Genomic DNA, 21,045 nt, shown 5'->3' on the forward strand with positions numbered 1-21,045 from the left:
GATCGTCGCGTTCGCGAGTCCGCCGCCCTCGCACATCGTCTGCAGCCCGTACCGTCCGCCCGTCGCCTCGAGGTACGCGACGAGAGTTCCGAGCAGACGCGTGCCGGATGCGCCCACCGCGTGCCCGAGGGCGATCGCCCCTCCCCACGGGTTGAGCTTCGCGGTATCCGCGTCGACCTCGCGAGCCCATGCGAGCGGCACCGACGCGAACGCCTCGTTCACCTCGTAGGCGTCGAGGTCGTCCATGCCCAGGCCCGAGCGCTCGAGCACGCGCCGGGTCGCGGGGATCGGCCCCGTGAGCATCATGAGCGGGTCATCGCCCACGACCGCGAACGCGTGGAACCGCGCGCGAGGCGTGAGCCCCAGCTCGTTCGCCTTCTTCTCGCTCATGATGAGCGCGGCGGAGGCGGCGTCGGTGAGCGGCGACGAGTTGCCCGGCGTGATGTTCCACTCCAGGTCGGGGAAGCGCGCGACGGCCTTCTCGGTGCGGAACGCGGGCTGCAGCCCGGCAAGGCCCTCGACCGTCGTGCCCGATCGGATCGTCTCGTCGTGTCGCACGAGCTCTCCGTCGACCTCGACCGGGACGACCTGGCTGTCGAAGTCGCCGCGGGCCGCGGCATCCGCCGCCCGACGGTGCGACTCGGCGGCGAACGCATCGAGCTCGTCGCGAGTGAAGCCCCACTTGTGGGCGATGAGCTCCGCCGAGATGCCCTGGTTGACCAGCCCATCCGGATAGCGCGCCCGGATGCCTGCGGGGACTTCCGCACCGGCGACGCTCGAGCCGAGCGGCACGCGGCTCATCGACTCGACGCCCGCCGCGATCACGATGTCGTAGGCGCCGGCCATGACCCCCTGGGCGGCGAAGTGCGCCGCTTGCTGGCTCGATCCGCACTGGCGGTCGATCGTCGTCGCGGGCACGGTCTCGTCGAAGCCTGCGGCGAGGACGGCCTGGCGCCCGATGTTGAGGGATTGCTCGCCGACCTGGCTGACGCATCCCATGATGACGTCGTCGATCTGGCGCGAGTCGAGTCCGTTGCGCTCGAGGATCGAGGTGAGCAGGTGGGCGGCGAGATCCACCGGATGCACCGACGACAGCGCCCCGCCCGGCTTTCCGCGGCCGGCGGGCGTGCGCACGACGTCGACGATGACGGCTTCTTGCATCATTGCGGGGTCTCCTCGCTCTGGGGGCTGCGCTGGGTTCCTCTTCGATCCTGAACGATCGGTAGCGTTGACGCCATCTGCAACGGAGGAGACACATGAGAATCGACGGCACGACTGCCCTGGTCACCGGCGGAGCCTCGGGACTCGGAGCCGCCACCGCCGCGAGCCTGGCCGCGCACGGGGCATCCGTGATCGCCCTCGACCTGCCGCAGGGCATCGAGAAGGCCGAGCCGCACGAGGGTGTGCAGCTGGTCGCGGGTGACGTCACGAGCGCCGATGAGGTTCAAGCGGCGCTCGACGGGATCGATCCGGATGCCGCGCCCCTGCGCATCGTCGTCAACTGCGCCGGCATCGCACCCGCCCGTCGCCTGCGCGGGTCGAAGGGCGTGCACGACCTCGAGACATTCCGCAAGGTGATCGAGGTGAACCTCATCGGGACGTTCAACGTCATGCGCCTCGCGGCCGAGGTCATCGCGCAGCAGTCCGCCGACGAGAACGGCCAGCGCGGAGTCATCGTCAACACCGCGTCGGTCGCCGCGTTCGAGGGTCAGATCGGGCAGGTCGCCTATTCGGCGTCGAAGGGCGGGGTCGTCGGCATGACGCTCCCGGCGGCGCGGGACCTCGCGTCGTCCGGCATCCGGGTCAACACGATCGCGCCGGGCATCGTGAACACCCCGATGCTCGCCGCGCTCGGCGAAGAGGTCGGCGCGTCACTGGCGGAGCAGGTGCTGTTCCCGAAGCGGCTCGCGCGGCCCGACGAGTACGCGCAGCTCGTGCGCATGATCGTGGAGCACGACTACCTCAACGGCGAGACGATCCGGATGGACGGCGGGATCCGGATGCAGCCGCGCTGACGCGCGGCGTCGTGACCCCGCCGTAGGGTGGCGCCATGCATACGCGCAACGACCCTCGGCTGCAGGTCGTGACGGGGCCGATGTTCGCGGGCAAGTCCGAGGAGCTGCTGCGGCGGGTCCGCCGGGCGCAGATCGCCGGCCTCGCGGTCGAGGTCATCAGCCACGCCCTCGACGACCGCCGCGGCGAGGGACAGGTCAGCTCGCACTCCGGCCTCAGCGTGCCGTCGCGCGCGGTGTCGAGCGTCGACGAGCTGACGGCGTCGGTGCGCGGAGCGGACCTCGACCTCGTGGCGATCGACGAGGCGCAGTTCTTCGGTCCTGACCTCGTGCCCGCGGTCGACGCGCTCGTCGCGGACGGCCTCACGGTGATCGTCGCGGGTCTGTGCGTCACGTTCGACGGGCGTCCGTTCGAGCCGATGCCGTCACTCATGGCGATCGCCGAAGACGTCGTGAAGCTCACCGCCGTGTGCGCGGTGTGCGGGGCGGATGCCGCGTTCCACCAGCGGCTCGCATCGGGCGACGTCGGCGACCCGAACGTTCCCACGCGCGAACAGGTGGGCGGCATCGAGTCGTACCAGGCGCGGTGTCGGCGGCACTTCACCGGGCGCAGCGCGCGGGCCTGACGCGGAGGTTCACCCGGCGCGCACCGCCGCCTCGCGCAGCTCGGCGCCCACCTCGACGAGGTGCGGGATGGCCGCGTCGATCATGCCCATCGTGCCGGTGAGCGAGATCCGGAAGTGGTGCGGCTGGTCGAAGAGCGTGCCCGGCATGATGTGCACGCCGCGCGCGGCGAGCGCATCGCAGTACGCGACCGCGTCCCCGCCGGGCGCGCGACCCCACAGGTAGAAGGTGCCCTCCGGGCGAGTGACCTCGAACGATGCCTCCGCGAGAGCCTGGAAGAGCCGGTCGCGCTTGCGCGTGTACTCCGTGATGTCGATCGAGACGGTCTCGAGGGCGGGCACGGAGTACTGCATGATCGCGTCGGGGAACCCCCACCCGATCGCGAGGCCGATGGGCATGAGCGCGTCGCGCAGCTCCTCGCGCTCGGCTGCCGGGATGAGCGGAGACAGCGCGAGGTAGCCCAGCCGCTGACCCGGTGCGAGAAGCACCTTTCCGTAGGAGTAGTCGATCACCGTCCACGGATACGACCCGGCGGGACTCGCGAACTCGATGTCGTCGAACCGGATGCGGCGATAGGGCTCGTCCGACATGAGCCAGATCCGGCGGCCGTTCCTCGCGGACGCCTCCTCGAGCACGGCAGCCAGAGCGTCCCATGACGACTTCGGGTACACGCGCCCCGTCGGGTTCGCGGGCGAGTTGACGATCACGATTCGCGTGCGGGGCGTGATCGCGCGCGCGATCGCGTCGACGTCGAGGTCGAACGTCTCAGGGTCGAGGGGCGCCCGCACGGGGACGAGGTTCCCCACGCGCAGCATCGGCTCGTAACAGAACCACCCAGGCAGCGGGATGATCACCTCGTCGCCGGCGTCGGCGAGCATCGCGAGCGCGAGCGACATCGCGCCGAACGCACCCTGCGTCATCGCGATGTCGGCGGGTTCGAAGTCGAGTCCGAGCTGAACCGAGAGACCGGATGCCACGACCTCCTGCGCCTCGGGCTCACTCGTCTTGTACGCGAACCAGTCGTCCGACCGCGGGTCGACCTGCTCCCACATCGCCGAGACGAGCCCCGGCAGCGCGAGCTCGTGCGGATTGCCGAACGTCAGATCGATCGCATCCGGATCTTCGATCGCCTCGATGCGGCCGAAGAACGCCGTCACCACATCGACCGCGAACTTCGCCTCGCTCGCGCGTGCAGAGATCGTCACGAACACCACCTCGTTTCCCCAGGGCCGAATGCGCTGGTTCAGCATTGCGCCGCACGAGGTGCGCGTCAATGACCCGTTCGCTCAGGGAAGAAGCGCGTCGAGCCCGAAGTAGACGAGGTACACCGGCCAGACCATCGCCTGCAGCAGCCCGAGGATGACGCCCCAGAACGAGCCGTCCGAGTTCGAGACGAAGTAGATGGCGGCGCCGATGTAGGCGAGCAGGAAGAAGATGGCCCAGGGTCCGCTCGACTCCACGACCCTGACGCTCCGACGGTCTCCGGCCATGACCCCTCCCGAGGCTCGACTGCCTTCATGGTGGGGCGACGGAGGCGGGCGCAGCGGGTCGAACGTCCCGTGTTCGCGGTTGGCCGAACCCGCAGGTGCCGGCGCTCGCGAGCGCCACATTGAGGTGTGGCTGTCGACGGAGTGGGTGTAACCGCGGTCGCGGTCGCGGCCGCGCGCTCTCCCGAAGCGCAGCGGTCCGACTCGCTCGTGAGCGATCCGTGGGCGGCGGCGCTGGTCGACGCATCCGGCGTCACGACCCCGTTTCCCCGCGGAGTGGCCGGATGCCGCGGCCGACCTGCCGCTGTGGGATCGCTCGATCCTGATGGGCGCGTCGTATATCGGCTTGCGCACGAGGTTCATCGACGACGAGGTCCTGGCTCGCGGCATCCGTCAGGTCGTCGTGCTCGGCAGCGGACTCGACACGCGCGCGTGGCGGCTGGAATGGCCGGCGGACACGACCGTGTTCGAGCTCGACTCGGCCGACGTGATCGCGCTCGTCGACTCTGTGATGGGCGCGACCGGAGCCGTGCCGAAGTGTCGTCGGGTCGCGGTGGCCGCCGACGTGACGGAGTCGTGGGCAGGCAGGATCGTCTCGCGTGGCTTCGACCCGCGCCGGCCGACGATGTGGATCCTGGAGGGGCTACTCCCCTACCTGAGCGCGCACGATCAAGCCGGTGTGCTCGACGATGTGGTCCACCTGTCCGGCCGTGGATCTTCGGCTGTGATCGAGCGTGCGCCCGCTCTGGAGGACACTCCGGAGTCTCGCCGGCGACTGGAGGAGATGGCTCAGGCGACCGGTATGCCGATGGACAAACTGCTCGCCCGCGCCGACCCGCCCGACCCAGCGGAGGTGCTCTCGGCCGCGGGGTGGGCCACCGAGGAGGTCACCGTGGCCGCTCTCGAGCGGCGCTATGGACGGACGCTCGGTCTCGACGGGACTCCGGCGGGCGAGTCGCGGGGCGGGTTCGTGGTCGGCAGTCGTTGACGGATGCCTCCCTGCTGAGGGGCGCCCATCGGCGACGGATGCCGGGCAGGATGGGAATGCCCCTCTTGAGCCCGAACCGCGCGGTGCCCGACGGACTGCGCACCGTCGGATTCGCGGCGTCGGCGAGAATCAGTCGGTCGGGGGCGCGTAACCGAGGCGGTCGAACGTCAGGTGGATCTCAGCGATCCTCCCGTCCTCGACGACGAACAGCTCGCTCGCGAGCGTGGACTTCGTCGTCTCGGTCTGCGGGTAGTACCAGAGGGCCACCCGGGCGGCATCCGTCATCTGCGCCAGCTCGGGAGTGCCCGTGAGCCGCGGGGCGAAGCCGGAGAGGTACTGCCGCCACGTGTCTTTCGTCGTGACGCGGGGGTCGGGCGCCGAGCAGCGAAGATCCTCCGAGACGAGGGTCATCGCGCGGTCGATGTCGCCGCTCGTCCAGGCGGCGTGGTAACTCCGAACGACCTCGATCGCTGTTGTCGTCATGATGGTGTTCCTCTCCTCTGTGGGGTCCAGCTGTCTGTCTGCACGGATTGCCCGGATGCCGCGAGCCGCAGCCGCGGCAGGAAGTTCGCCCACCCGTCGGCGTGCCCCGGCACCTCGCTGTCGGGCAGGTCGGTGTGGATGACCTCGAGCAGGGTGCCGTCGCCGAGCGGGGTGAGCTCGAACGAGACGGTGGAGGTGCCCGGCGGCAGTTCGGGGCTCTCGACGAAGCCCCACGTGACGGTGACGCGGCGCGGCGGGTCGACCTCGAGGAATGAGCCCCGCGCGCGGTAGCCGGCGATGTCGACGGCGAACACCCCACCGGGCACCGGCTCGAGCTGCGCCCGCGTGCCCATCCACGCCGTCATGCCGTCCTCGGTGACGAGGAACTCGAACACGGTCTCGGGCCGGGCGTCGATCTCGATGGAACTCCTGTGCTCAGCCATTGCGCTCCCGCCTCTCCGCCGCTTCCTTCAGCACCGCGAGCCGCTCGGGCCAGAACTCGTCGAAGAACGCCTTGCCGACGGCGAGTCCCTCGAGTCGAAGGGCGTACAGATGCCGCGTGCCCTGACGGGTGCCAGTGACCAGCCCGGCACGGTCGAGCACCTTCAAGTGATGCGACACGTTCTGCTGCGAGAGCCCGAGCTCGTCGGCGAGTTCGCCTACCGCGCGCCTTCCCCCTCGGATGACACCGAGGATCGCGCGCCGGTTCGGATCGGAGAGCGCGTGGAACGCGTCGTCGAGGACTGCTGCTGAGTGCGCCACGGGCTGACTCTATCCACTGATGGTTGTTTGTACAAGCGGTTGTTTGTGAATATCCTGTCTCCGACTCGGGCGAGAATGGGGCCGTTGCCGTCGACGGTGTGGGGTCGGCGGACCGAGAGGCTTGGAGCGAGGGTGCGAGTCCGACAGATCGTGGTGTCGTTCGTCGCGGCCGCTTCGACGGCGATAGGGCTGTCGGCGTGCGTACCGCAGGCACGCGTCGATGCCGCCGAACCTTCGGGGAAGTCGGATGCCGCGGCGATCGCCACCTTCGTCGCGGTGATCGACGGCGACACGATCGAGACGAGCGCGGGCACCGTCCGGCTCATCGGGATCGACACGCCGGAGCGCGGCGAGTGCGGCCACGACGAGGCATCCGCTGCCATCTCGAGTGTGCTCGCGCCCGACGACGCGGTGACTCTCGAATTGCCGGCCGGACAGAACGACCAGGATCGGTACGGCCGCCTCATCCGTTACGCGACGACCCCGTCAGGAATCGACCTCGGGATGCTGCAGCTGGAGTCGGGCAATGCGGTGGCGCGTTACGACTCCCGCGACGGCTACCCCGCGCATCCGCGTGAGCAGGATTACCACGCCGCGCAGCGGGCGACTGTCGGCCCGGACGGCTCGGTGATCACGATCGGATGCCAGGCTGCGGCGTTCGCACCGCTGACGGATCGCTGGTGGGAGGAGTACTCGTCGTGCGCGAAGCTCAAGCGGAACGACGTGGGCCATCCGATCGGCCCGTTCAGCCGCGACGATCCCGCGCAGGCGGCGATCTACGAGTGGTTCGCGATCCGCACCGGGAACGGAGGCGACGGCGATGGCGACGGGCTCGCGTGCGAATGACCGCGCACCGGCGCAGTGCGGAAAGATGAGCGGATGCCCTTCCTCGACCCGAACACGCCCGTGCCGGCAGGCCTGCGCACCGACGACTTCGTTCTGCGCCCGATCCTCGCCTCCGACGCCGAGCGCGACCATGCCGCGGTCATGGACACCCGCGACGAGCTGCGCCTGTGGGAGCAGACATCGTGGCCGGAAGACGACTTCACCGTCGAGGCCAATCGCGCCGACCTGGAAGACCTGGATCGCCGGCACTCCGAGCGCCGAGCGTTCACCTACACGGTGCTCGATCCCGCGGGCGCCGAGGCGCTCGGGTGCGTGTACGTCTTCCCGATCGATGCGACGTTCCTGACGAAGGCGGAGGTGTCGCCGCGGAGCGACGACCGCTGGGAGCACTTCGACGCGGTCGTGTACTTCTGGGTGCGCCCCTCGCGAGCGGACGTCGGCATGCACCGCGACCTGCTCGCCGCGCTCCGCACCTGGTTCGCCGGTGAGTGGGGCTTCGAGCGAACCGGGTACGTCACAAGCGAGCGGTACGTGCGGCAGGTCGACCTGCTCGAGGGCGACGGGTTGACGGTGCGGTTCGAGCTGCGGGAGCCGGGGAAGCCGGGGGCGTACTTGGTGTTCGGCTGACCGGTCAGTAACCCATCGCGATGAGGAACGACAGCACCGCGAGCACGACCGTGACCGGCGTCATGGTGTAGCGCTCCGGCTTGCTCCGCGAGATCGCGTTCATCACGGTGCCGAGCACGAAGTAGGCGAAGATCACCCACATCGCGACCTCGGCGAAGGCATCCGGGAACACGTCGATGATCCCGACGCGGTCCCAGGCGACCAGCGCGATCACGCCGTAGATGACGACCGCGACGAGGCTCCCGGCGCGCAGCCCCGGCGGCAGCACGCGGTGTTGCCCTCCCCACGCGAAGCGGCCGAGCGGGGCTCCGAACACGAGCACCAATTGGAAGATCGCGAGGAGGATGAGGACGACGGTCAGCAGCTGCGCGAAGAGCACCCGATCACGCTAGCGCCAGCGCGGTGTGCACCCGAAGCGCGCCCAGTGCACGACCTGCCGTCGAGCGCACGAGTTGGGCGAGCACCGAAGTCGTTCAATCGACGCCAAGTCGTGCACTCGCGGAAGCATCGGCCTCACGGGAAGGAGCGCAGCGCCCCGAAGAACTCCTGCAGGTCGGCCGCGAGCACCTCGGGGAGCTCCATCGCCGGGAAGTGGCCGCCTTCGGCGTACTCGGTCCAGCGGGTGTCGTCCGCGGGGCGCATGACCTTGCGCACGGTCGCATCCGCTCCGAACACAGCGACCGCCTGCGGCACCGTGACCTGTCCGCCCCACTCGTGCGAGTGCGCCTGGTCGTAGAGCACGTGAGCCTCGGATGCCCCGGACCGCCCGAACCACGCGGCACTCACAATCCCGAGCATGGTGTCGCGGTCGACCTCGATCGCGCTCCAGTCCTGAATCTTCTCCACGATCCACGCGAGCAGGAAAACGGGCGAATCGACGAGCCCGTAGCCGATGGTCTGCGGTCGGGTGTTCTGGATCGCGAGGTATCCGGAGCCGTCGGTCTGGAACTCCTCCATCCGCTCGAGGATGAGCCTGTCGACAGGGTCATCGCGGTCGAGGGCATCGACCATGCCCGGGATGAACGTCGCGGTGTGCGCCGCCGTTTCCGGATCGGTCGCCACGTGCAGCCCGGTGACGTGCTCGGCGTCGAAGCTCGCGACGAAGTTCGCGACGCCGGCGCCGATGTCGGCCGCGTGCAGCCCGTAGCGCTCGTAGCCGAGCCGTCGCATGAGCTCGACCCACGCGCGCGCGATGCGCGCCATCGTCCAGCCCGCACCGGCGAGCGGCGTCGAGAACCCGTAGCCCGGAAGCGACGGCGCCACGATGTGGAACGCCGGCCCCGCCTCAGGCTCCGTCAGCAGCCCGATGACCCGCAGGAACTCGACGTTCGCGCTCGGGTACCCGTGCGTGAGCAGCAGCACCTGCGCATCGGGCCGCGACGAACGGGCGTGCAGAAAGTGGATGCGCTGCCCGTCGATCTCGGTCTCGAACTGCGGGGTGCGGGCCGGCGCAGCATCCGCCGCTCTCCAGTCGTATTCATCGGCCCAGTACTCGGCGAGCTCGCGGAGTTCGCCGGTGCGGATGCCGCGCTCGCGCCCCTCGGCGGGTGACTCGTCCGCCCATCGCGTGCGCTCAATGCGTTCGCGCAGGTCGTGCCAGTCGGCCTCGCCGACCGGGCTGCGGAAGGGGCGGATCTGCTCGTTCATCGGTCTCTCCTCAGATCTGGATCGGTTGTGTTGCCCCGAGGCTAGACTTCAATGCGGAACATTCCTTTCCGCGTTCTGCGAAATGATGGGCGGATGCTCGAAACCTCAGCACGACTGCTGCGCCTTCTCTCGCTGCTCCAGATCCGGCGCGACTGGACCGGCCCGGTTCTCGCCGAGCGCCTCGGCGTGACGACCCGCACGGTACGGAACGACGTCGATCGACTCCGTCGGCTCGGCTACCCGGTCGAGGCGCAGACCGGCATCGCGGGCGGGTACCGGCTGGGCGAGTCCGCGACGATGCCGCCGATGCTGCTCGACGACGACGAGGCCGTCGCGGTCGCGGTGGCGCTCGGCGCGGCATCCGCCTCGCCTGTCGAAGGGGTGGCCGAGGCGTCGGTGAGCGCGCTCACGAAGATCCAGCGGCTGCTGCCCTCACGGCTGCGCGAGCGCGTCGAGTCGCTGCGCACGGCCTCGCTGCCACTGCCCGGGCGCGGTGACGCGGTCGACCTCGACACGCTCGTGACGATCGCGGCCGCGTGCCGCAACACCGAGCAGCTGCGGTTCGACTACGAGGGTCACGAGGGCTCGGCGACTCGGCGTCGAGTGGAGCCCTATCGACTCGTGGGCGGCAGAGGTCGCTGGTACGTGTTCTCGTGGGACGTCGAGCGCGACGACTGGCGCACGTTCCGCGTCGACCGGATGACATTGCGGATGCCGGTGGGCCCACGCTTCACACCGAAGCCGCTGCCGCCCGACGACGCAATCGCCGCGCACGTGTCGCGCGGGATCGCGACGGCGATGTGGCGATTCCGCGCGCGCGTGGTCGCGCATGCGCCTGCGGATCATGTTCGCGCGCGCATCCCGGTTTCGCTGCGGATTGTGGAGCACGGGCCGGACCGGTGCGAGTTCACGGTCGGATCGGACAATCCGCGGATGCTGGCGCTGCACCTCGGGATGCTCGACGTGGAGTTCCAGGTGGTGGACTCGCCGGAGCTGGCGGAGGCGTTGCGGGAGGTGGCGGAGCGGTTCGTGCGGGCGGCGGGCTCCACAGACGAGTGAGCCACGGCCTGGCTCAGAGGGCCAGATATAGAAAAAGCCCCTGCACGGGGCTTCTTCCTTACTGTCTCAACACAGTGCGCGCCCGAAGGGACTCGAACCCCTAACCTTCTGATCCGTAGTCAGATGCTCTATCCATTGAGCTACGGGCGCTCGTGCGCTCGCGCGCACAGTCGACAAGCCTACCGCACGCCCGGCGGCTGGCGAAATCGGGCCGGCCCGCCCGGGTCAGGCGCCCTCGACGGACTCCTCCGCGAGCTCAGACGCCACCTCCGAGGCGTTCTCGCGCTTGCGACGCTGGTGCGCGGCGAGCTTCGCGAGGTCGACGAGCCGGAGTGCCTGCATCCGTGCTTCGCGCATCGTCTCGTAGTCGGGATCGAGTTCCGGATGCGCCCCCTCCACCCGCAGCCGGCGCTGCAAGTTGGCCTCGACGTCGCCCCACGCGGCGTCGCGCGCCTTCTCGATGAGCTCGTCCACAGTGGCGGGGTCGTCGGCCATGCGGCGCAGCTCCTTCGCGACGCCCGCGTACTGCTTCTCGCGCTTGCGCAGGTTGCGCGTGTCACGGTCGCGGTAGTCGTGCGTGCCGTACGACTCGCTGAACTTGCCCCATGCGCGCTTGCGCAGGCGGTGGGTGCGCTCGGCCGCGTCCTGCTGCTCGGCGGCGAGCGCCAGCAGCGTCTCGCGTGCGAACTCACGCTCGCGCTCGGGGTCGTAGGGCTCGTCGTTGCCGATCGTCTCGACCAGGATGTGGTTGCGGATCGCGAGGCGCGCAGCAGCGTTCGCGATCGCGACGCCCTCGGCGATCGCCTCGGCGTGCCGTCCCATCCCCACCTCCTTCGACGAGGGTAGCGCCCGCGCGGGGCCGTCGAGATTGCGCGAATCACCGCCACGCCCGCCTGGAGCCCGCCGTTCGCGCAATCTCGGCGACCGAAGAACGACGACGCGGCGGGGTCAGCCCGCGAGCTGCTCCAGCACCGCGGGAATGACCCGGGTGTCGAACAGGTCGATCGACGTGAGCGCGTCGTCGACGTGGAGCGATCCCCAGCTGAACGCACCGGCGAGGTAATTGACGCCCGTCGCCTCGACGACGCTCACCACCTGCTCGATGACGGAATCGACGGACCCCACGAAGAACAGATGGTCGGCGACCAGTCGGCGCAGGTCGGGCAGGGGCGGCTGGTCCACGCCGTGTTGCCGCCACAGCCACGTGAAATTGTCGTAATGGTCGACGAACGCCGCCTCGGCCTTCTGCCACGCCTCGCCCTCGTCCTCGGCGACGAACACGTGCCGCAGCACGCCGAATCGCGGATGCTTCTCCGCCGAGTCCACCGTGGCACGGGCTTCGAAGTAGATGTCGCGTCGCTCGCGGATGACGTCGAGCCCCGGCGAGCGGAACGCGAAGCCGAAGATCGTGTTCTCCCCGTTGACCGCCGCCCTCTGGATCGACTCGGGGTTCGACGTCGGGTACCACATGGTGAACGAGCGCTGCAGCGGGCGGATCGTGAGGGGGAACTCCTCCCCCGCGTCGCTGCGGTACACACCCGACTCGAGCGCTTCGAGCACGCGCGGCAGGAACGCGTCGTACCGCTCCTGCATCTGCTCGGGCGAGTGGCCGAACATGCGCGCCTCGATCGGCGACGAGCCCTTGCCGATGCCGAGTTCGAGCCGCCCGTGCGAGAGGTTGTCGATCATCGCGATCTCCTCCGCGAGGCGCAGCGGCTCGTACAGCGGCACGATGAACGTCATCGGAGCGAGCCGGATGCGCTCGGTCTCGCGCGCGATCGCCGCCGCGAACAGTCCGGGCGAAGCGGCGAGCCCGAGGGTCGCACCGTGGTGCTCGGCGATGTGGTACCGCTCGAACCTGCCCCGATCGGCGCGCTTGGCCACCGCGATGCGCTCGTCGTACGTCTGCGCGGTGCTGTGCCCGCGCGCCACGTCGACCCAGTCGAACACTCCGAACTCGAGATCCACCACGCCGTCGTCCCCCTCCGACCGTCGCCGCTGACAGCCGTTCCCCATCCTGCCGCCCGCGTATCGTCTATGGCGGACCCGATTCCCATTCCCTGGAAAGAGCCCCATGGCACAGACCTTCCGCGAGCGCAGGGACGCGCTCGCCGCCCTCGGCCCAGACCTCGTGCCCGAGATGATCGCGGGGACCGTGCAGGTCGCGGCATCCGATATCGACCCCGCGATCTTCGACGGCGTCGAGATCGTCGACGACCTGCCCTACGGACCGCACGAGCGCCACGTGCTCGATGTGTACCGTTCGGCCGCCGGCGAGGGTACGCCGCGGCCCGTCCTCATGTATGTGCACGGCGGCGGGTTCGTGCGGGGGGCGAAGGACTCCGACACGACGCCGTACTTCGCGAACCTCGGCTCGTGGGCCGTGCAGCAGGGGTGGGTCGCAGCCGTCATCAACTACCGCCTCGCGCCGGAGTTCCCGTACCCGAGCGGCGCGGAAGACGTGGCGGATGCCGTCACCTGGGTCGTCGAGAACATCGGCGACCACGGCGGCGATCCGTCCCGCATCTTCCTCGCCGGCCAATCCGCCGGCGCGATGCACGTCGCCGACTACGTCGTCGGGCACGGCGGCTACGGTCCGCACGGGCGGGCGCTCGCGGGCGCGATCCTCGTGTCGTGCCTCTACGACGTGGGCCGTGCGTCGCACCGCGACTTCCACCTCGCGTACTGGGGTGAGGACACCTCGCGCTGGAGCGAGTACGCGACGCTGCAGGGCCTCATCGACACCGACCTTCCGCTGCTGCTTTCGGTGAGCGAGTTCGACGAGCCGGAGTTCCAGGAGCACGCGGCGCGACTCGTCGCGGAGTGGTTCGCGCAGCGCGGCACGTATCCCCCGATGCACTTCCTCTATGGGCAGAACCACCTCACGCCGGTGTACGGAATCGGCTCGCCGTGGGACGAGCTCGGGCCGAGGATCGCGCAGTTCATCGAGGTGAACGGGGCACCGGCATGACACGGATGCCCCACCTCGACGTCAGCGGCGGCACGACGGTCATCACGGGAGGCGCGAGCGGCATGGGCGCCGAGACCGCGCGCCTGCTCGCCGTGAAGGGCGCACGTGTCGCGCTGCTCGACCGCAACGCCGACGGGCTCACCGCCGTGGCCGCGTCGCTCGCGGGCGACGGACACACGACGCACATCGTCGACCTCACCGACGACGACGCCGTCTTCGCCGCCGTGCGCGACGTCGAGGCGGCGCATCCGGTCATCCACTCCCTCATCGCGTGCGCGGGGTCGTCGATGCTCGGCGACATCGACCAGCTGACGATGGAGGAGATGCGCTGGCTCATGGACGTCAACCTGTGGGGCACCGTCAACGTCACGAAGGCGCTGCTGCCGGCGCTGCGGCGAGCGCCCGCCGCGCACATCACGCACCTCGTGTCGATCTACGGGCTGGCGGCGCCCGCGGGGCGCATCCCCTACGCGATGAGCAAGTTCGCCGTGCGCGGGTTCACCGAGGCGCTGCGCCACGAGCTCGAGCGCTCGTCGGTGTCGGTCGGGGCGGTGTATCCGGCGGGCGTGAAGACGGGGATCATCCTGCACGGACGCTTCGCGGCGGCGATCGATCCGGCGATCGCACAGCGTGCCGCCGAGGCCCAGGCGGCGATGTACCACACCGAACCACAGGACGCCGCTGCCCGCATCGTGGACGCCACGGTCCGGCGCAAGGCCCGCACGATGGTGGGGCGCGAAGCGCGTCTCGTCGACGTGCTCGCGAGGCTCATGCCGGCGCACTATTGGAACTTCATGCGCCGCCCGCTGCGCGACGCGATCGACACCCGAACACCGGTGTCGTGAGCTCGCAGATCATCTAGCAAAACACGCGCCCCGATTCAAGCCCCTCTCGGTGAACCGAAGAGGCCCGTACGGTCGTTCTTGCTAGAGCACAGGTCGAGAGGTTCCCCAGACTCTCGACCCGCGCCGCCTCTCGAATCGGGTGCGGGTAGGCGGCCAACCAGAGGCGGTGGGCCTCGCGGAGAGAGCACTCCGAGGCCCACCGCCCTTCTCTTCGCCTCGGGCGGTCGCCGGCGCGGTGGACCGGCTCAGCCGATCGCCGAGATCCGCCAGGACGCCTCGACCATCTCGTCGGGGCCGATGACGATGAGGCCCGTGTCGTAGTCGTACTTGTCCGCGTTGAACGCGTCGGGCGCGCACGTCATCGGCTCCACCGCGAGGCCGGTGCGGTCGGCGGCCTGACCCGGCCGGTCGGACGTGTGCACCTGCACCCACGGGCACGCGGGACCCCACGTCATCGCGACGCCGCGGCCCGCGGCATCCGTGAGCCGGACCGTCACATCGCCGTTCTCGTCACGCGCGAGCGCCGTGTAGGCGTGGTCGATCTTCGCGGCGCCGATCCGCCGGGGCGTCGTGTAGTCGAAGCGCTCCGGGTCGGCGGCGTCGACCGCCTGGAGCTCGGTCGGGATGAGCCGGTCGTCGGTCACCGCGAGCACCTGCGCGGCGGGGAGCTCGAGGGTCCAGTCGTCGACGCGGCCCTCGCCCGCGACGAGATACGGATGCGGCGCCGTCCCCCACGGAGCGCCGGAGTCGCTCCAGTTGGTGGCCTGCACGGTCTGCGTGAGGCCGTCGGCGTCGAGGGCGAACTTCGTGCGCACGAGGATGCGCCACGGATAGCCGATCTGCGGCGAGATGATCGTGGCGAGCGTCACATGGCTCGGGCCCTTGTCGACGGCCTCGTACTCGAGCCACGTCGCGAGGCCGTGCAGCGCGTGCCCGCGCGCCGGCTCGGTGAGCGCGAGCTGGTGGTCCTGCCCGGCGAACGAGTACTTGCCGTCGACGATGCGGTTCGGCCACGGCGCGAGCGTCTCGCCGCGGTGCGACGGGCGCACTTCGTCGGCGTCGAACGGCACGACGAGGTCGCGCTCCTGGTACGTGAGCGAGCGCAGCGATGCGCCGACGCTCGCGATGACGGCCTGGTAGTCACCGGCGCGCAGCGCGTGCTGGGTGCCGGACATGGGGATGCGTGCCATGAGGAGGTTTCCTGTTGGAGGGGTGGATCGCTGAGAGCGGATACCAGTATCCCGCGCAGCGGCCGCAGCCGGGAATCACCGTACTCGACCCGCCTGCGCACGACCGTGGCAGGGTTTAAGGATGCGCATCGCACTCACGGGCTCGAGCGGCAAACTCGGCACGGTCGTCCTCCGCGAGCTGCGGGCGGCGGGCCACGACGTCGTCGGCTTCGACCAGGTCGGCGCCCCCGCGCCGGGGTTCGTGCGGCTCGACCTCACCGACTACGGGCAGGTCATCGACGCGCTGTCGGGCATCAACCGGACGCCCCCGTTCGAGGCGGTCGTGCACCTCGGTGCGATCCCCGCGCCGGGTTGGCGCACCGACGTCGAGACGTTCCACAACAACATGCCCGCGACGTTCAACGTCTTCTGGGCCGCGGTGCGGCTCGGCATCCGCAAGATCGTCTACGCGTCGAGCGAGACGGTGCTCGGACTCCCGTTCGACGTGCCCCCGCCCTACCTCCCTGTCGACGAGGAGTATCCGCCGCGCCCCGAGTCGGTGTATTCGCTCGTCAAGACGCTCGAGGAGCGCATGGCGACCGAGCTGGTGCGGTGGCATCCGGATCTCTCGATCACGGCGTTCCGCTTCTCGAACGTGATGGTGCCCGACGACTACGCCGCCTTCCCGGGCTACGACGCCGACTCCGCGCTGCGCAAGTGGAATCTGTGGGCCTACATCGACGCACGCGACGCGGCGCAGGCCGTCGAACGTGCGCTCGAGGTCGCGAAGCCCGGGTTCGAGCCCTACATCATCGCCGCCGCCGACACCGTCATGTCGCGGCCGAACGCCGAGCTCGTCGCGGCGATGTTCCCCGACGTCCCGTTCACGCGCGAGGTGGGCGAGCACGAGACGCTGCTCTCGATCGACAAGGCGCGTCGCGTGCTCGGCTACGAGCCGCAGCACTCGTGGCGGGACCACGTGCGCTGAGGAATCCCCATGCCGGAAGACCCCCGCCTGAAAGCCGCCCGCTACCGCCTCGAGCGGGACGCCCGCGCCGCGGGTGAGGAGCCCGAAGAGGAACGGGCGACGGATGCCGCCGCGAGCGCCGCGCCGCGCACGCCCAACGCGCTCGACCGGGCGGCCTACGTCGAGACGGCGATCCAGCAGGCGATCCGGCGGGGCGAGTTCGACGACCTCCCCGGCTACGGCAAGCCCCTCGAGGGGCTCGGCGACCACCACGACCCGGACTGGTGGATCCGCCGCAAGATCCAGAGTGAGAAGCTCACGGGACTCGGCCCGCCCGCGCTCATGCTCCGCGTCGAGCACGCCGAGATGGAGGAGCGCCTCGACGCCCTCACACGCGAGGGAGACGTGCGCGAGTACCTCGAGGACTTCAACCGCCGCGTGATCGAAGCGCGGCGCCAGCTGCTGGGCGGTCCTCCGGTCGTGACGCCGACACGCGACGTCGACGAAGAGGTCGCGGCGTGGCGTGAGCGACGGGAGGCGCGCGCCGCGGCATCCGCCGAGGCCGAGCAAGCCGAGGAGGATGCTCGCCGGCGCCAGCGCTGGTGGCGCCGCGATGCGACCTGAGAGGCCCCTCTCGGGCTCGCGTCCGCTCTTTTGTTTCGCGCCTGTTACAGCACGGAGAGAAAAACCTCATCTCCGGCAGGCTTCTGTCGTGGGAGCGCTACCTTTTCGACTCGAACGCTCTTGTTGCGGTTCACAACATATAGGCGCGGCGTCGGGCTCACTCCGGCGCCGCGCGTCGCTGAACAGGGAGTATCTGTGAGAGTCAGAAGTACGATCCGCACCGCTCTCGCCGGAGTCGCGGTCGCGGCGGTCACCGTCGGAGGGTTCCCCGCCCTCGCGCTGGCGGCCGATCCGGAGCCGACCCAGCACGAGGAGCCGTTCGCGGCGCACGCCCCCGAGGCACCTCAGACGGTCACGCTCATCACCGGCGATCGCGTCACCCTCATGGAGGGGTCCGACGGCGAGCCGCTCGTGTCGTTCGAACCGGCACCCCGCGACGACGGTCACCCCGTGTCGTACTCGACCTTCGGGCGCGGCGACCACCTCTTCGTCCTGCCCTCGGATGTCGCCGGCCTGGTGCCCGAGAAGCTCGACCTGAACCTCTTCGACATCACCGCGCTTCAGCAGCTCGCCGCGGACGGGGCGGACGGTCTGCCGGTCATCGTCGGCACCGGATCCGCCGAGAACGCTCGCACGGATGCCCCCGAGTGGGACGCACTGGGTGTCGAGGCCGACACCGTGCTCGAGTCCATCTCGGCCATCGCCGGCGACGTGGCGTCCGAGGGTGCGCCCGAGCTCGTCGAGGCGGCCGAGGAGTCCGCCGTCGTCGAGAAGGTGTGGCTCGACGCCCCGGTCGTCGTGGAAGACGCGGAGTCGATGCCGCAGATCGGTGCGCCGGCCGCGTGGTCGGCGGGCCTCGACGGGTCGGGTGTGACGGTCGCCGTCCTCGACTCGGGCATCGACACCTCGCACCCCGACCTCGACGAAGGCGTGGTCGCCCTCGAGCACGACTTCACCGGCAGCGGCACGCCGATCGACCAGCTGGGTCACGGCACGCACGTGGCCTCGATCATCGCGGGGTCGGGTGAGGCATCCGGCGGGGTCAATCGCGGTGTCGCGCCCGGCGCCCACCTGATGAACGCGCGTGTCCTCAACGCGCAGGGTCAGGGCGAGACCTCCTGGGTCATCGATGCGATGGAGTGGGCGGCGTCCAACGGCGCCGACATCATCAACATGAGCCTCGGCGTCCGCGGCGAGTACACCGACGGGACCGACCCGGGCGCCATGGCCGTGAACTCGATCGCGGAGCGATACGGCACCCTCGTGGTCATCGCGGCGGGCAACGAAGGCTCGTACATGCCCGGCACCGTGACCACCCCCGGCACCGCCGATCGGGCGCTGACCGTCGGCGCGGTGGACGACCACGACGTGCTCGCGCCGTTCTCATCGGTCGGTCCGCGCTTCGGCGACGGCGCGATCAAGCCCGACGTCGTCGCCCCGGGAACCGACATCATCGCCGCGCGCGCCGCGAACACCAACCCGATGTTCCCGGTCGACGAGTACTACACGTCGGAGTCCGGCACCTCGATGGCCGCACCGCACGTCGCGGGCGCCGCAGCGATCCTCAAGTCGGCCCGGCCGTCGCTCTCCGGCGACGCCCTCAAGAAGGTGCTGATGTCTTCGACGCAGGCCGCGGGCAACCCGGTGTTCTGGGAGGGCGCGGGCCGCATCTGGATCCCCGGCGCACTGGCGCAGAGCGTCTACGCGAGCTCGGGCTCGCTGTCGTTCGGCGTATTCCTGTCGCCGCGCGACACGCAGGAGCCGCGCACACAGACGGTCACTTACACCAACACGACCGACACCGACGCGACGCTCGAGCTCGAAGTGTCTGCGGAGAAGTCCGACGGGTCGCCCGCGCCCGACGGCATGGTGACCCTCGCGGCGGAGACCGTCACGGTGCCGGCGCTCGGCAGCGCCACCGTCGAGGTGACGGTCGACCCGCAGGCAGGAGACCCGGGTGTGTACTCCGGCGTGCTCACCGCCTCCGGGGCGGGCACACCGCCCGTTCGCACGGTGCTCGGATACACCGTCGAGCAGAACATGTCGGTGCTGCGCATCGACGCGTTCCAGCACGACGGCGACCGCGCGGGTCTCGGAAGTCAGGGAATGATCTACGGCGTCGACGACCCCGAGTTCAACCAGTGGTTCGGCTTCACCGACGGCGTCGCCGAGGTGCGCGTGCCCCGCGGCCGGTACACGGTGATGGGCCAGCTGCTGGACTCGGCCGGCCCGACCGCGCTGTTCATCGAGGGCTTCACGAGCTTCAGCTACGACGTCGACCTGAGCACCGACCAGGAGATCGTGCTCGAAGCCGACAAGGCGCTCCCCGTCGAGATCTCGACCGAGAAGAAGTCCCGTCCGTGGAGCCTCGACTCGACGATTCTGCGCGAGCTCCCCGACCGTCCGTACCCGGTCTCGACCTCGATCTCGGTGGGGATCAGCATCGTCGACGGCGGACTGGACCTCGACCTCGCCGTGCTCACGGATCACGATCCGGACTACGGCCCGCAGACGGTCCACACCCGGTACATCATGAACCAGCCGCTGCTGGACGCGACGGTGAGCGCGAAAGGCAAGAAGATCGACATCGCTCGGGAGCTGAGCTACGGGATCCTCTCGCCCAAGCACATCGGCAAGCTCTCTGCGCCGCTCGTGCATGCCGGCACGGGCACCCCGGACGAGCTCGCCGCTGCCGGCGTACGCGGCGCCGTCGCGCTCGTCGAGGACCGTCGCGAGATCGACCTGAATCAGCACGCGCAGGACGCATACGACGCGGGAGCGGTCGCGGTGATCGTGTACGGCGCGACGCCCGGTGCGTTCTTCGAGTCGGTGGACTTCCGCCACCTCAACACGATGAGCGACAAGGTGCTGCCGACCCTCACGCTGCCGCGCGATGTCGGTCTCGAGCTCGTCGAGCTCGCCGAGACCGGCAAGGCCAAGATCGCGGGCGACGGGCGCAAGGACCCCGGGTACCAGTACGCGCTCGGCTACATCCAGGAAGGCGATCCGAAGAGCCTGTCCTATCGCGCGGATGCCAGGAACACGGCGCAGGTCGACCTGGACGTGCGCGGCTTCCTCGATGGCGCCCGCACGATCGAGTACGCCACGATGATCGGCGGCGGCATCTACACCGGGTTCCCGTACCTGTTCACGGGGCCGCTCCCCGACCGCACGGTGTATTACTCGACGCACCCCGACATCACGTTCCACCGGACGGTCAAGCCCGCGGAGTACCTGGGCGTGTATCCGGCGGAGTTCGCAGGTGCACCGCGGACCTACAAGCCCGGCCAGCGCACGACCGAGACGATGCTGGCGCAGGTACACCACGGCGGTTTCTGGCCGTCGCCGGCGACGCCGCAGGAGGCATCCGTGTTCCGCGACGGCGACGTCCTCGTCGTCGACCTGCCCTATCGGGTCGATGACGACGGCCACGCCCAGTCGTGGGGTCCCGACCAGGACACGACCTCGCGGTTCCGGTTCTGGGCCGGCGACACGCTGCTCGTCGACAGCGAGTACGCGAACGGGTCGGGGCTCGTGCCCGCCGACGAGACGGTGTACCGGATGCTGCTGGAGACGTCGCGCGACGTCGAGTGGTGGAACCAGTCCACGGCCGTGTCGAGCGAATGGACCTTCCCCTCGTCGACGACCGACGGTGCGACCGTGCTGCCGCTGCTGCAGATCGACTACGGCGTCGAAGGGCTCGACCCGCTCAACACCGACGACCGCAAGAGCGACCTCAAGCTCACGGTCTCGCACCAGGACGGCTCGACCGGCAGTCGGATCGAGGGCCTGGAGCTGTGGTCGTCGTTCGACGACGGCGCGACGTGGACGCCCGTCCGCGTGAAGAAGGGCAAGGGCGAAGGAGCGGTCTCGGCGACGATCTCGTCTCCGAAGGACGTCTCCTCGGTGTCGCTGCGCGTGAAGGCGTGGGACA

22 protein-coding genes and 1 tRNA gene are annotated in these 21,045 nt (G+C 69.8%); 11 read left to right on the top strand and 12 right to left on the bottom strand.

Annotation, left to right across the window (positions count from 1 at the left end):
- Positions 1-1,161 (bottom strand): thiolase family protein (locus tag VFF97_RS14805; protein WP_325034286.1); only part of this gene is annotated, 1,161 nt, incomplete at its 3' end.
- 95 nt (positions 1,162-1,256) lie between these two features.
- On the opposite strand from VFF97_RS14805, the gene VFF97_RS14810 reads away from it, so the two are divergent.
- Positions 1,257-2,015 (top strand): SDR family NAD(P)-dependent oxidoreductase, encoded by a 759-nt coding sequence (locus VFF97_RS14810; RefSeq protein WP_325034265.1) that lies wholly within the window; start codon positions 1,257-1,259, stop codon positions 2,013-2,015.
- A gap of 35 nt (positions 2,016-2,050) precedes the next feature.
- Positions 2,051-2,638 carry a thymidine kinase gene (locus tag VFF97_RS14815; protein WP_325034266.1) on the top strand — a complete coding sequence of 196 codons (588 nt, stop codon included), beginning with the start codon at positions 2,051-2,053 and terminating at the stop codon, positions 2,636-2,638.
- Between the two features lie 9 nt (positions 2,639-2,647).
- Here VFF97_RS14815 and VFF97_RS14820 read toward each other — a convergent pair whose 3' ends face one another.
- Both VFF97_RS14820 and VFF97_RS14825 read right to left on the bottom strand, forming a co-directional pair.
- Positions 2,648-3,841 carry an aminotransferase class I/II-fold pyridoxal phosphate-dependent enzyme gene (locus VFF97_RS14820; RefSeq protein ID WP_325034267.1) on the bottom strand — a complete coding sequence of 398 codons (1,194 nt, stop codon included), beginning with the start codon at positions 3,839-3,841 and terminating at the stop codon, positions 2,648-2,650.
- 81 nt (positions 3,842-3,922) lie between these two features.
- The gene (locus VFF97_RS14825) at positions 3,923-4,096 is read right to left on the bottom strand and encodes a hypothetical protein (RefSeq protein WP_325034268.1); all 174 of its coding nucleotides are present in this window, start codon (positions 4,094-4,096) and stop codon (positions 3,923-3,925) included.
- 373 nt (positions 4,097-4,469) lie between these two features.
- Here VFF97_RS14825 and VFF97_RS14830 point away from each other — a divergent pair, with 373 nt between their 5' ends.
- Positions 4,470-5,111 (top strand): SAM-dependent methyltransferase, encoded by a 642-nt coding sequence (locus tag VFF97_RS14830; RefSeq protein WP_325034269.1) that lies wholly within the window; start codon positions 4,470-4,472, stop codon positions 5,109-5,111.
- A 129-nt stretch (positions 5,112-5,240) separates the two neighbouring features.
- Here the strand turns inward: VFF97_RS14830 and VFF97_RS14835 are convergent, their stop codons facing one another.
- The 3 genes from VFF97_RS14835 to VFF97_RS14845 are packed head-to-tail and all read right to left on the bottom strand — an operon-like array spanning position 5,241 to position 6,356.
- Complete coding sequence (locus VFF97_RS14835) at positions 5,241-5,594, bottom strand: nuclear transport factor 2 family protein (RefSeq protein WP_325034270.1); 354 nt, start codon at positions 5,592-5,594, stop codon at positions 5,241-5,243.
- Entirely contained in the window at positions 5,591-6,037 is a 447-nt protein-coding gene (locus VFF97_RS14840) for an SRPBCC domain-containing protein (protein WP_325034271.1), read from the bottom strand. The genes VFF97_RS14835 and VFF97_RS14840 overlap by 4 nt, the downstream gene beginning before the upstream one ends.
- Positions 6,030-6,356 (bottom strand): metalloregulator ArsR/SmtB family transcription factor, encoded by a 327-nt coding sequence (locus VFF97_RS14845; RefSeq protein ID WP_325034272.1) that lies wholly within the window; start codon positions 6,354-6,356, stop codon positions 6,030-6,032. Before VFF97_RS14845 ends, VFF97_RS14840 begins: the two co-directional genes overlap by 8 nt.
- A 132-nt stretch (positions 6,357-6,488) precedes the next feature.
- Between VFF97_RS14845 and VFF97_RS14850 the strand changes: the two genes are divergently transcribed.
- A complete protein-coding gene (locus VFF97_RS14850; RefSeq protein WP_325034273.1) occupies positions 6,489-7,202 on the top strand; it encodes a thermonuclease family protein in 714 nt (237 codons plus the stop codon).
- A gap of 33 nt (positions 7,203-7,235) precedes the next feature.
- Positions 7,236-7,829 (top strand): N-acetyltransferase, encoded by a 594-nt coding sequence (locus tag VFF97_RS14855; protein ID WP_325034274.1) that lies wholly within the window; start codon positions 7,236-7,238, stop codon positions 7,827-7,829.
- A 4-nt stretch (positions 7,830-7,833) separates the two neighbouring features.
- On the opposite strand, the gene VFF97_RS14860 is transcribed toward VFF97_RS14855, so the two are convergent.
- Entirely contained in the window at positions 7,834-8,208 is a 375-nt protein-coding gene (locus VFF97_RS14860; protein WP_325034275.1) for a hypothetical protein, read from the bottom strand.
- Positions 8,209-8,342: 134 nt separating this feature from the next.
- On the bottom strand, positions 8,343-9,476 hold the full coding sequence (locus VFF97_RS14865; protein WP_325034276.1) for an epoxide hydrolase: 1,134 nt from the start codon (positions 9,474-9,476) through the stop codon (positions 8,343-8,345).
- A gap of 93 nt (positions 9,477-9,569) precedes the next feature.
- Here VFF97_RS14865 and VFF97_RS14870 point away from each other — a divergent pair, with 93 nt between their 5' ends.
- Positions 9,570-10,535 (top strand): helix-turn-helix transcriptional regulator, encoded by a 966-nt coding sequence (locus VFF97_RS14870; RefSeq protein ID WP_325034277.1) that lies wholly within the window; start codon positions 9,570-9,572, stop codon positions 10,533-10,535.
- A gap of 77 nt (positions 10,536-10,612) precedes the next feature.
- On the opposite strand, the gene VFF97_RS14875 is transcribed toward VFF97_RS14870, so the two are convergent.
- The 3 genes from VFF97_RS14875 to VFF97_RS14885 form a co-directional block, all read right to left on the bottom strand.
- Positions 10,613-10,685 (bottom strand) — tRNA-Arg (locus VFF97_RS14875).
- 75 nt (positions 10,686-10,760) lie between these two features.
- Complete coding sequence (locus tag VFF97_RS14880; protein WP_325034278.1) at positions 10,761-11,357, bottom strand: asparagine synthase; 597 nt, start codon at positions 11,355-11,357, stop codon at positions 10,761-10,763.
- Positions 11,358-11,483: 126 nt separating this feature from the next.
- The gene (locus VFF97_RS14885) at positions 11,484-12,503 is read right to left on the bottom strand and encodes an LLM class flavin-dependent oxidoreductase (RefSeq protein WP_325034279.1); all 1,020 of its coding nucleotides are present in this window, start codon (positions 12,501-12,503) and stop codon (positions 11,484-11,486) included.
- A 106-nt stretch (positions 12,504-12,609) separates the two neighbouring features.
- On the opposite strand from VFF97_RS14885, the gene VFF97_RS14890 reads away from it, so the two are divergent.
- Both VFF97_RS14890 and VFF97_RS14895 read left to right on the top strand, forming a co-directional pair.
- Positions 12,610-13,506, top strand: a complete 897-nt coding sequence (locus tag VFF97_RS14890) for an alpha/beta hydrolase (protein ID WP_325034280.1) — start codon at positions 12,610-12,612, stop codon at positions 13,504-13,506.
- Positions 13,503-14,351 (top strand): SDR family oxidoreductase, encoded by an 849-nt coding sequence (locus VFF97_RS14895; RefSeq protein ID WP_325034281.1) that lies wholly within the window; start codon positions 13,503-13,505, stop codon positions 14,349-14,351. Before VFF97_RS14890 ends, VFF97_RS14895 begins: the two co-directional genes overlap by 4 nt.
- Positions 14,352-14,596: 245 nt before the next feature.
- Here the strand turns inward: VFF97_RS14895 and VFF97_RS14900 are convergent, their stop codons facing one another.
- Positions 14,597-15,541 carry an aldose 1-epimerase family protein gene (locus VFF97_RS14900; protein WP_325034282.1) on the bottom strand — a complete coding sequence of 315 codons (945 nt, stop codon included), beginning with the start codon at positions 15,539-15,541 and terminating at the stop codon, positions 14,597-14,599.
- 121 nt (positions 15,542-15,662) lie between these two features.
- Here VFF97_RS14900 and VFF97_RS14905 point away from each other — a divergent pair, with 121 nt between their 5' ends.
- The 3 genes from VFF97_RS14905 to VFF97_RS14915 all read left to right on the top strand — a co-directional run.
- Complete coding sequence (locus VFF97_RS14905) at positions 15,663-16,508, top strand: NAD(P)-dependent oxidoreductase (protein WP_325034283.1); 846 nt, start codon at positions 15,663-15,665, stop codon at positions 16,506-16,508.
- Positions 16,509-16,517: 9 nt separating this feature from the next.
- Positions 16,518-17,111, top strand: a complete 594-nt coding sequence (locus tag VFF97_RS14910) for a DUF1992 domain-containing protein (protein ID WP_325034284.1) — start codon at positions 16,518-16,520, stop codon at positions 17,109-17,111.
- Between the two features lie 195 nt (positions 17,112-17,306).
- Positions 17,307-21,045, top strand: a 3,739-nt coding sequence (locus VFF97_RS14915) for a S8 family serine peptidase (RefSeq protein ID WP_325034285.1), incomplete at its 3' end; no start/stop codon positions are given.

It is taken from the genome of Microbacterium sp. (assembly GCF_035687345.1).
In the GTDB taxonomy this organism is placed as follows: Bacteria; Actinomycetota; Actinomycetes; order Actinomycetales; family Microbacteriaceae; genus Microbacterium.

What these genes read in the sequence shown, in the direction of transcription:
- VFF97_RS14810 (WP_325034265.1), top strand. Translation starts at nt 1,257, where the DNA reads ATGAGAATCGACGGCACGACTGCCCTGGTCACCGGCGGAGCCTCGGGA.
- VFF97_RS14815 (WP_325034266.1), top strand. Translation starts at nt 2,051, where the DNA reads ATGCATACGCGCAACGACCCTCGGCTGCAGGTCGTGACGGGGCCGATG.
- VFF97_RS14835 (WP_325034270.1), bottom strand. Translation starts at nt 5,594, where the DNA reads ATGACGACAACAGCGATCGAGGTCGTTCGGAGTTACCACGCCGCCTGG.
- VFF97_RS14840 (WP_325034271.1), bottom strand. Translation starts at nt 6,037, where the DNA reads ATGGCTGAGCACAGGAGTTCCATCGAGATCGACGCCCGGCCCGAGACC.
- VFF97_RS14855 (WP_325034274.1), top strand. Translation starts at nt 7,236, where the DNA reads ATGCCCTTCCTCGACCCGAACACGCCCGTGCCGGCAGGCCTGCGCACC.
- VFF97_RS14865 (WP_325034276.1), bottom strand. Translation starts at nt 9,476, where the DNA reads ATGAACGAGCAGATCCGCCCCTTCCGCAGCCCGGTCGGCGAGGCCGAC.
- VFF97_RS14870 (WP_325034277.1), top strand. Translation starts at nt 9,570, where the DNA reads ATGCTCGAAACCTCAGCACGACTGCTGCGCCTTCTCTCGCTGCTCCAG.
- VFF97_RS14880 (WP_325034278.1), bottom strand. Translation starts at nt 11,357, where the DNA reads ATGGGACGGCACGCCGAGGCGATCGCCGAGGGCGTCGCGATCGCGAAC.
- VFF97_RS14890 (WP_325034280.1), top strand. Translation starts at nt 12,610, where the DNA reads ATGGCACAGACCTTCCGCGAGCGCAGGGACGCGCTCGCCGCCCTCGGC.
- VFF97_RS14895 (WP_325034281.1), top strand. Translation starts at nt 13,503, where the DNA reads ATGACACGGATGCCCCACCTCGACGTCAGCGGCGGCACGACGGTCATC.
- VFF97_RS14900 (WP_325034282.1), bottom strand. Translation starts at nt 15,541, where the DNA reads ATGGCACGCATCCCCATGTCCGGCACCCAGCACGCGCTGCGCGCCGGT.
- VFF97_RS14905 (WP_325034283.1), top strand. Translation starts at nt 15,663, where the DNA reads ATGCGCATCGCACTCACGGGCTCGAGCGGCAAACTCGGCACGGTCGTC.
- VFF97_RS14910 (WP_325034284.1), top strand. Translation starts at nt 16,518, where the DNA reads ATGCCGGAAGACCCCCGCCTGAAAGCCGCCCGCTACCGCCTCGAGCGG.